This window comes from Mycobacterium sp. E3305 (assembly GCF_001666785.1).
Taxonomy (GTDB): Bacteria; Actinomycetota; Actinomycetes; order Mycobacteriales; family Mycobacteriaceae; genus Mycobacterium.
Genome location: NZ_LZJA01000101.1, coordinates 1 through 8,230, shown reverse-complemented (window position 1 = coordinate 8,230; position 8,230 = coordinate 1). Strand labels below are relative to the sequence as shown.

General features: G+C 67.2%; 9 protein-coding genes and 4 tRNA genes. 4 read left to right on the top strand and 9 right to left on the bottom strand.

Annotated features, from left to right (window positions below; genetic code table 11):
* The 5 genes from A5701_RS09925 to A5701_RS09905 form a co-directional block, all read right to left on the bottom strand.
* Positions 1–124: cobalamin-dependent protein (locus A5701_RS09925; RefSeq protein WP_197504956.1), on the bottom strand; the 124-nt coding region annotated here is incomplete at its 3' end.
* Positions 124–1,701: a methylmalonyl-CoA mutase family protein gene (locus A5701_RS09920; RefSeq protein ID WP_067751914.1), complete on the bottom strand. Its 1,578-nt coding sequence runs from the start codon at positions 1,699–1,701 to the stop codon at positions 124–126. The genes A5701_RS09920 and A5701_RS09925, both read right to left, overlap by 1 nt.
* A gap of 73 nt (positions 1,702–1,774) precedes the next feature.
* Complete coding sequence (locus tag A5701_RS09915; RefSeq protein ID WP_067751911.1) at positions 1,775–2,587, bottom strand: class I SAM-dependent methyltransferase; 813 nt, start codon at positions 2,585–2,587, stop codon at positions 1,775–1,777.
* Between the two features lie 56 nt (positions 2,588–2,643).
* Positions 2,644–3,336 (bottom strand): M15 family metallopeptidase, encoded by a 693-nt coding sequence (locus A5701_RS09910; RefSeq protein ID WP_067751908.1) that lies wholly within the window; start codon positions 3,334–3,336, stop codon positions 2,644–2,646.
* A gap of 42 nt (positions 3,337–3,378) precedes the next feature.
* Entirely contained in the window at positions 3,379–3,981 is a 603-nt protein-coding gene (locus A5701_RS09905; RefSeq protein WP_067751905.1) for a TetR family transcriptional regulator, read from the bottom strand.
* 58 nt (positions 3,982–4,039) lie between these two features.
* Between A5701_RS09905 and A5701_RS09900 the strand changes: the two genes are divergently transcribed.
* From A5701_RS09900 to A5701_RS09895, 3 genes are all read left to right on the top strand, one after another.
* Positions 4,040–5,749 (top strand): CocE/NonD family hydrolase, encoded by a 1,710-nt coding sequence (locus A5701_RS09900; protein ID WP_067751902.1) that lies wholly within the window; start codon positions 4,040–4,042, stop codon positions 5,747–5,749.
* Positions 5,750–6,046: 297 nt separating this feature from the next.
* Entirely contained in the window at positions 6,047–6,256 is a 210-nt protein-coding gene (locus A5701_RS28105) for a hypothetical protein (RefSeq protein ID WP_156670031.1), read from the top strand.
* Positions 6,257–6,427: 171 nt separating this feature from the next.
* Positions 6,428–6,682 (top strand): DUF2510 domain-containing protein, encoded by a 255-nt coding sequence (locus A5701_RS09895; protein ID WP_067751898.1) that lies wholly within the window; start codon positions 6,428–6,430, stop codon positions 6,680–6,682.
* 79 nt (positions 6,683–6,761) lie between these two features.
* On the opposite strand, the gene A5701_RS09890 is transcribed toward A5701_RS09895, so the two are convergent.
* The 3 genes from A5701_RS09890 to A5701_RS09880 form a co-directional block, all read right to left on the bottom strand.
* Positions 6,762–6,835: transfer RNA gene (locus tag A5701_RS09890), tRNA-Phe, on the bottom strand.
* A gap of 26 nt (positions 6,836–6,861) precedes the next feature.
* Positions 6,862–6,938, bottom strand: a tRNA-Asp gene (locus A5701_RS09885).
* Between the two features lie 29 nt (positions 6,939–6,967).
* Positions 6,968–7,040, bottom strand: a tRNA-Glu gene (locus A5701_RS09880).
* 124 nt (positions 7,041–7,164) lie between these two features.
* Here A5701_RS09880 and A5701_RS09875 point away from each other — a divergent pair.
* A tRNA-Lys gene (locus A5701_RS09875) sits at positions 7,165–7,237 on the top strand.
* A 31-nt stretch (positions 7,238–7,268) separates the two neighbouring features.
* Here the strand turns inward: A5701_RS09875 and A5701_RS09870 are convergent.
* The gene (locus tag A5701_RS09870) at positions 7,269–8,165 is read right to left on the bottom strand and encodes a class I SAM-dependent methyltransferase (protein ID WP_067751894.1); all 897 of its coding nucleotides are present in this window, start codon (positions 8,163–8,165) and stop codon (positions 7,269–7,271) included.
* Positions 8,166–8,230 lie beyond the last annotated feature (65 nt).

The window sequence follows — 8,230 nt, the reverse complement described above, 5'->3', positions numbered from 1 at the left end:
GTAGCTGCCGGATGCCGGTGTAGATCACCTCGAAGCCGGCGTCGCGCAGGGTGCGGGCGACGATCTTGGCGCCCCGGTCGTGTCCGTCCAGACCCGGTTTGGCGACGAGGATCCGGGGCGCCATTAGAACACCACCGGTTGCTGGAACTCGCCCCATACCGCCTTGAGCGCGGAGACCATTTCACCGACCGTGCAGTATGCGTTGGCGCACTCGATGAGGTTGTGCATCAGATTGTCGTCCCCTTCGGCGGCGCGCGATAGTGCTGCGAGACTGGATTTGACTGCGGCCGAATCCCTTTCGGCCTTCACTTTAGCGAGCCGCTTGAGCTGGAGATCGCGCCCTTCGGCGTCGAGCTCATAGGTGACGACATCGTGTTCGGGCTCTTCGGTCACGAACCGGTTCACGCCGACGACCGGGCGAGCGCCGGATTCGATGTCCTGGTGGACCTTGAATGCCTCGTCGGCGATCAGACCCTGTAGATAGCCGTCTTCGATGGCATGGACCATGCCGCCGTGCCGCTCGAGGTCGTCCATGATCTCGACGATGCGCGCCTCGGTGGCGTCGGTCAGCGCCTCCACGAAGTAGGAGCCGCCCAACGGGTCGGCGACGCTGGCCACGCCGGTTTCGTGCGCGAGGATCTGCTGGGTGCGCAGCGCCAGCGTGGTGGTTTCCTCGGTGGGCAGGGCGAACGGCTCGTCCCAGGCCGCGGTGAACATCGACTGGACACCGCCCAGCACGGCGGCCATCGCCTCGTAGGCCACCCGGACGATGTTGTTGTGGGCCTGTGGTGCGTACAGCGAGGCGCCACCACAGACGCAGCCGAAGCGGAACATCGCCGCCTTGTCAGCCGTCGCCCCGTACCGCTCCTTGACTATGGTGGCCCAACGTCGGCGCCCCGCACGGTATTTGGCGATCTCCTCGAAGAAATCGCCGTGGGTGTAGAAGAAGAACGAGATCTGCGGCGCGAACTGATCGATCGTCATGCGGCCGCGCTCGACCACGGTGTCGCAGTAGGTCACCCCGTCGGCCAGGGTGAACGCCATCTCTTGCACCGCGTTCGCCCCCGCGTCGCGGAAGTGCGCCCCGGCCACCGAAATCGCGTTGAACCTCGGCACCTCGGCCGCGCAGAACTCGATCGTGTCGGCGATCAGCCGCAGGGACGGCTCCGGCGGCCAGATCCAGGTCCCGCGCGAGGCGTACTCCTTGAGGATGTCGTTCTGGATGGTTCCGGTGAGCTTCGCGCGCGGTATCCCTTTCTTCTCGGCGGCGGCGACGTAGAACGCCAGCAGGATCGCCGCCGTTCCGTTGATCGTCATGCTGGTGCTGAGCTTGTCCAGCGGGATGCCGTCGAACAGGACCTCGAAATCGGCCAGCGTGTCGACCGCGACGCCCACCCGGCCGACCTCCTCGCCGAACTCCGGGTCGTCGGAGTCGTAGCCACACTGGGTAGGCAGGTCGAGCGCCACCGACAACCCGGTCCCGCCTTGTTCCAGGAGGTAGCGGTACCGGCGATTAGATTCCTCGGCGGTGCCGAACCCGGAGTACTGGCGGAAGGTCCACAGCTTGCCCCGGTAGCCGGACGCGAAGTTGCCCCGGGTGAAGGGAAACTCCCCCGGTTGCGGAGGCTCCGCGCCGACGTCCGCCGGCCCATAGACCGGCTGCAGCGGGATACCCGACGGAGTGTGGGCCATATTATCCATCGGTGAATAACGTACTTGCAAAAAAAGAGAATGCCAATACCACGCGCTTGACCTGGTCAAACCTGTGTGCGCACTACACCCGGCAGAGGATCTCGCCGTGGGGAATGGCGATCCAGCCGTCGGGGGCGGCCGCCCAGTCGCGCCACGCGGCGGAGATCTCCTCCAGCTGCGCACTGGTGGCCAGACCCAACTCCAACAGGTCGCTCGCGATCCGCGAGTGCAGGATCCGGTCGGCCCACATCCCGCCCCACCATTCGCGCGTCGCGGGCGTCGCGTAGCACCACAGGCTGCTCGTCGGGGTGACGTCGGCGAAGCCCGCCTGCCGCGCCCACGACAGCAGCCGTCGCCCGGCATCGGGTTCGCCGCGGTTGGCCCGCGCGGCCCGCTCGTAAAGGTCGCGCCACAGGTCGAGCGCCGGCAGTTGCGGGAACCAGATGAATCCCGCGTAGTCGGCGTCGCGGGCCGCCACCAGGCCGCCGGGCGCGCACACTCTCCTCATCTCCCGCAGCGCCCCCACCGGGTCGGCGACGTGCTGGAGCACCTGGTGCGCGTGCACCACGTCGAAGGCGTCGTCGGCGAAGTCGAGCCGGTGCACGTCGGCGGTGGCGAAGGAAACATTCGACAGGCCGCGTCGCTCGACCTCGGCGCGGGCCACATCGAGCACGTCGGTCGACTGGTCGACCGCCGTCACCGGACCCGGCGCCACCCGGGCCGCGAGATCGGCGGTGATGGTTCCGGGCCCGCACCCGACATCCAGGACCGACAGCCCCGAGTTCAGGTGCGGCAGCAGATAGGCCGCGGAGTCCTCCGCGGTGCGCCGCTGGTGACTCCGCAGCACCGACTCGTGGTGCCCGTGCGTGTAGGTGGCCCCGTCTTCGCAGTTCATGCCCGAAGCCTACGGGCGTGACTCATATATTGAAATATTCGTCTCGAAATATGAGATCAGTCCACGGGCACATTCAGGATCGGCCGGTCGACCGCGGCGCCCGGGCCGTCGAAGTGCCACCACTCCCCGGAGTAGGGCGCCAACCCCCCGTACTTCATCGCGTCGCGCAGCGCCGCGCGGTTCGCCTGGGCGTCGGCGCTCACCCCCTGGGTGGCGAAAGCGTTTGCGCGCGAGGAGAAGTCGTCGAAATCGGTGCCCATGTCGGCCAGGCAAAGCCCCTGCGCGTGTAGCCCGGATGCGCACGGCTGCTCTGCCGTCGTGAACGTCACATCGACCGAGCGCCCCGACTCGTGGCTGTGCGCATACTGGCCGGGGCGCGCGACCCACGCGGGGTTGGGGACGACGTTGAACATCTTGACCTGCACGTCGTGGGGCCGATAGCAATCCCAGAACACGAGGAGATGTCCCTGCGGCCGGAGCGCCGTCGCGGCCGTCGCCAGTCCGGACGCCATCGACTGGTGCACCAGGCATCGGGCGTCGGACGGGTACAGCTGCGTGTGCGTGAAGTTGTTGGTGGTCGCGTAGCGCAGGTCGATGATGGCGTCGGGGACCACGCTGCGGACGTCGACGAATCCGGCCGCGCGGGCCGCGTCGCTCACCGGCGGGACGTCGGGACTGGCGTGCGCGGTCGCGACACGGACCAGACCCGCCGCGACCGCGAGTGCAAGGTTCGGGCGCAAAAGACGCATCCGGTCATTGTCGCCGTTGGTCGCCGTGAGTTGCGTTAGCGCCTATGCGATGTCGCCCTCGACGTAGCGCTGCAGGTTCGGCGCGACCGCGGCCACCACCTGGTCCTCGGACATCGACGCGATCGGCTCGATCTTCCAGACGAAGCGCAACAACGCGAAGCCGATCAGCTGGGTGGCGATCAGCCCGCTGCGCCGCAGTCGGTCGCCCTCGTCGTCTCCAAGGGTGGAACCGCCGATCAGGCCCCGCTCAACGATCAGCCGCAGCTTCTCCCGGGTCTTGTCCTCGTGGGCGGCCGTCAGCACCACGGCGCGCAGGACGGGACCGACCTCCTCGTCGGTCCAGGTGTCCAAGACGGTGCGGATCAACTGCCGGCCCAGGTCCGCCTTGGGCGTCGCCCACGTAGCGGACACCGCGTCGAGCCACTTCTGCGGCGGCGTGGTGGCGGCGTCGAGCAGGCCCTCCTTGGAGCCGAAGTAGTGGTAGATCAGAGCCGGATCGACGTCGGCGGTGCGAGCGACGGCGCGGATGGCCGTGCCGGCCCAGCCATGTTCGGCGAACTCGTCGCGAGCGGCGGCCAGAATGCGCGCCGCCAGCACGCCGCGCTCGTCGCGCGGACCGGGGGTCGTCGATCGCGTCGGCACCATGCCACCATAGCCGAAGTTTCATCTTGCGTTGAAACTAATTTCAACATAGCGTGAAACTGTGATCACGCTCAACGGCCCGCAGACCACCGGCCGCGAATACCGAAACCTCAGCGAGCCGCGGTACGCGTCGCGCACCGACATCAATACCGCGATCACGGTCCGTGACGGCACAACGCTTCTGGCCGACGTGCACCGGCCCGATGCCGACGGCCGCTTCCCGGCACTGCTGGCGGCGTCGCCGTACCCGCGGCAGATGCAGGACCTCGGCGCCCCGGCGGGGTTCGTCGAGGCCGGCAGGACGGACTTCTGGGTGCCGCGCGGTTACGCGCACGTCATCGCCAACCTCCGCGGCACCTGCGGCTCCGAGGGCTCTTTCAACTTCTTCGACGCGCAGGAACGCCGGGATGTGTACGACCTCGTCGAGTGGACCGCGGCGCAGCCGTGGTGCGACGGCAACGTCGGCATGATCGGCATCAGCTACTTCGCGATGACCCAACTCGAGGCGGCCGTCGAGCGTCCGCCGCACCTCAAAGCGATCTTCCCCCTGGCCGTGACCGCCGACCTGTACGAGGGCGCCAACCACCACGGGCTGGTGAGTTCGTCGTTCATCACACCGTTTCTCGCCATGATGGGCCTCACCTCCGACCGCAGCGACAAACTGTGGCGCAGCAAGCCGGTGGGACTGGCGCGGCGCGCGCTGAACAGCCCTGGCATCCATAAGAAATTCGAGACCAAGAACGGCGAGGCGGCGGTCACGATGCTGCGCCAGCTGCTCAGGCTGCCACACAATCCCCACCCGTGGGACGAGTTGTGGCAGGAGGCGGTGGTCAAACACCCGACGCGTGACGATTGGTGGGAAGAACGAAACCTGTTGCCACTGCTCAAGGAGATCGACATCCCGGTCTACCTGGGCTGCGATTGGCAGAACGTGCCGTTACACCTGCCGTCGACCTTCGCCGCATGGAAAGGATTGTCGGACAACGCCTGCGTGCGGATGGGCATGCTCGGTGAGTTCGGTCTGACCTGGCCCTGGGAAAGCATGCACACCGAGGCCCTGGCCTGGTACGACCAATGGTTGAAGGGCCGCGACACCGGAATCACCGATGGGCCACCCATTCGATACTTCCTGCCCGGCGCCGACGAGTGGCGAACCGCCGACTCCTGGCCACCGGCCCCCGCCCCGCATCGTGAACTGGCCCTGCGGGCGGACGGTGGTTTGGCCGCCGACGAAGGTGAGCCGGGCAGCCGCGAATTCATGGTTCTGGGCGCGGGTTTGGGCCGCATCAAACCCAGCGAGATCGATCCGCCTTCGGTGCTGACCTGGACCGGCGCGCCGTTGACCGAGGACGTCGACGTGGTGGGCGACATCGAACTGCGGCTGGTCGCCTCGGCGACGGCGATCGACACCGCGTGGATCGCGACGCTGCACGACGTGGCACCCGACGGGGCAACGACCGACGTGACCGCGGGCTGGCTGCGCGCCAGCCTGCGCGAGGTCGACGAGGCGGCCAGTCGCCCCGGCGCGCCGGCGCTGCCCTGCCGCAACCCCCGAGCGGTGCCGCTGGGCGAGGACGTCGAGTACCGAATCCCATTGGTGCCCAACGCCCGACGCTTCAAGGCCGGCCACCGCATCCGTCTCACGCTCACCAGTGACGACCAGGACCCGTCGACGCCGGCCATCATGAACTTCCGCCATGCCAGCGTCGGCACGTCCAGCTGGAACACGGTGCGCTCGTCGTCGCGGTTGCTGCTGCCGGTGCTCGGGTAGCGCCGGTGACGGCCGGTCAATCCGCCGGGGTGAATTCGACAGGCAACTCGGTAAGCCGGCGCGGAGGCCGATGCCACGGACGAAGGCGACGTGCCCGCGGACGTTCTTGCGGTCCGGCCGAACTGATGCGGATTCTCGAACCCTCGCCGGTCGCGGTTGGCCGCCGCAAGCACCCCATGGGCACCGTGCCGGTCAGATGGGTCACGAACCATTGCCGGCGTGTCAGGAATATTGCCCATGAATCTGGGTAACTGAAAGGAACCCGGGGGGCGACGATTTCTCCGACAGGAGGACGCAATGCCCAGCGACATCACCATTCGCGACATCGACACGATCGACGCGGAGCTGCAATCAGTTGCCGCTCTTCGCTATGCAGCTCGCCGACTGGGCCGCCCGTTGCCATCGATCGACGCGGCGGATGCTCTGCTGGATGAACGCCTAGAGCGCACCGGCGGCGCTTCGCGGCTTGGAGATTACGGCTTTAATTCCCGGCGTAAATCGGCATAGCTCGCCCCCCGGCTCGGCCGGCCAGCCGGCCCGGCTGGCCGCGGTCACCTCGGTGGGCGACTCGGAGTGCCGAGCGACCACTGTCGAGCGCATGCGCGGCGAGTTTCGGTGGCAAAGGGTGAGGGTATTAGAGGATGCACTGGAACCGCCGCAACAAGAGGGTGCAGGCTCATGATCGCTGGCGCTGTGAATTCCCTTGTCTGGATATTGGTGCTCATCGCGATTGTCGCGGTGATCATCGCGGTAGTCCGCGCAGTGTCGGCCCCGCGCGCGGAACGGCCGGTTGTCGAGCGGCCGGTGGTACAACAACAGCCCGTTGCGACCAGCGGTTTGGCACCTGGCTGGTACCCCGACCAGCAAGACATGCAAATGATGCGCTATTTCGACGGTCGAGTGTGGACGGCGCAGACTCAGCCTCGCGCTTGACCGCATCTCTCGGGATCGCCGATTGCGTCGAGACAGGCTGAGTTGCGGGCACTGACACCGCATTAAAACGCTTTGACGGTGGCCAGGGGCGGGATCGAACCGCCGACCTTCCGCTTTTCAGGCGGACGCTCGTACCGACTGAGCTACCTGGCCGGAAGGCATGAAGTGCCTCGCCGAGTTGGCGACCCTGACGGGACTCGAACCCGCGACCTCCGCCGTGACAGGGCGGCGCGCTAACCAACTGCGCCACAGGGCCTTGCTGCTGCTCCGCGTCACCGCGTCGCGTACCCCCAACGGGATTCGAACCCGTGCTACCGCCGTGAAAGGGCGGCGTCCTAGGCCACTAGACGATGGGGGCCAGAACCGAATCACTCCGGGGTACTCACAACGAGGTTTCGTTAGGAGCCACGTCAGCTTAGGTCACCGCGGGCCCAATCCTCAAACGAGCCCCGTTTGCGGCCCAAGTATCCTGAATCTCCGCGGCCCCTATAGCTCAGTTGGTAGAGCTACGGACTTTTAATCCGCAGGTCCCAGGTTCGAGCCCTGGTGGGGGCACCGGCGCGTGATGGTCTCGGCAGATCGGCGCTTACCCGAGCACCGCGCTGCTGTAGGTCACATCCGCGAAGGCAAGGGCGACCTCGTCGTCGGCGTAGGCGAAGCCGTTGGCCGCGTGCAGTTCCGCTACCGTCCGCGACGACGTCCGCCAGCCGCGCTGGCTGAGGTGGTCGACGATGTGGCTGCGCTCGCCGTGATAGACGAGGTCGTTGAAGTCGACCTCGAAGCCGAGCTCGCTCATCCGGTCGTGGTGGGCGCGCCAGCGCGGGTCGGTGAAAACGGCGGTGTCAGGCACGAAGTCGAAGGCCAGCCGGCTGCCGGGTGCGCTCAGGGCCGTGATGTTGTCGAAGAGCGCGTCCTGGGCCGACTCCGGCAGGTACACCAACAGTCCCTCGGCGCTCCACGCCGACGGAGCCTGTGGATCGAGTCCCGCCTGGCGCAGCGCGGTGGCCCAGTCGTCGCGCAGGTCGACTGCGACGGTGCGCCGCTCGGCGGTCGGCTCGGCGCCCAGCTCCTCGAGGGTTAAGGTCTTGAACTCGATCACCTCCGGCATGTCGACCTCGTAGACGACGGTGCCCGCCGGCCACGGCAGGCGGTAGGCGCGCGCATCGAGCCCCGACGCCAGGATCACCGCCTGACCGATGCCGCTCCGAGTCGACTCCAGGAAGAAGTCATCGTAAAACCTTGTGCGACAAGCCATGCTGCGCGCCATCCGCTGCGGATTGAACTCGGCGGCTCCACCGGCCGGGATTTCGCCGTTGACCATCCGGACGTAGACGTCGATCCCGACGGCGCGCACCAGCGGCGCCGCATAAGGGTCGTCGATCAACTCCGCGTCGGAGGACAGGGCCCGCTGCGCCGCGACCATGGTGGCCGTCGCGCCCACACTGGTTGCCAGGTCCCAACGATCACGATCGGTGCGCGCCATCGTGCTCCCTCTCGCCCCCGAATTAAATAGACAATCTAGTCAGTATCGCAGGGCGGTTTGGCCCC

What these genes read in the sequence shown, in the direction of transcription:
- A5701_RS09920 (WP_067751914.1), bottom strand. Translation starts at nt 1,701, where the DNA reads ATGGATAATATGGCCCACACTCCGTCGGGTATCCCGCTGCAGCCGGTC.
- A5701_RS09915 (WP_067751911.1), bottom strand. Translation starts at nt 2,587, where the DNA reads ATGAACTGCGAAGACGGGGCCACCTACACGCACGGGCACCACGAGTCG.
- A5701_RS09910 (WP_067751908.1), bottom strand. Translation starts at nt 3,336, where the DNA reads ATGCGTCTTTTGCGCCCGAACCTTGCACTCGCGGTCGCGGCGGGTCTG.
- A5701_RS09905 (WP_067751905.1), bottom strand. Translation starts at nt 3,981, where the DNA reads ATGGTGCCGACGCGATCGACGACCCCCGGTCCGCGCGACGAGCGCGGC.
- A5701_RS28105 (WP_156670031.1), top strand. Translation starts at nt 6,047, where the DNA reads ATGCCCAGCGACATCACCATTCGCGACATCGACACGATCGACGCGGAG.
- A5701_RS09895 (WP_067751898.1), top strand. Translation starts at nt 6,428, where the DNA reads ATGATCGCTGGCGCTGTGAATTCCCTTGTCTGGATATTGGTGCTCATC.
- A5701_RS09870 (WP_067751894.1), bottom strand. Translation starts at nt 8,165, where the DNA reads ATGGCGCGCACCGATCGTGATCGTTGGGACCTGGCAACCAGTGTGGGC.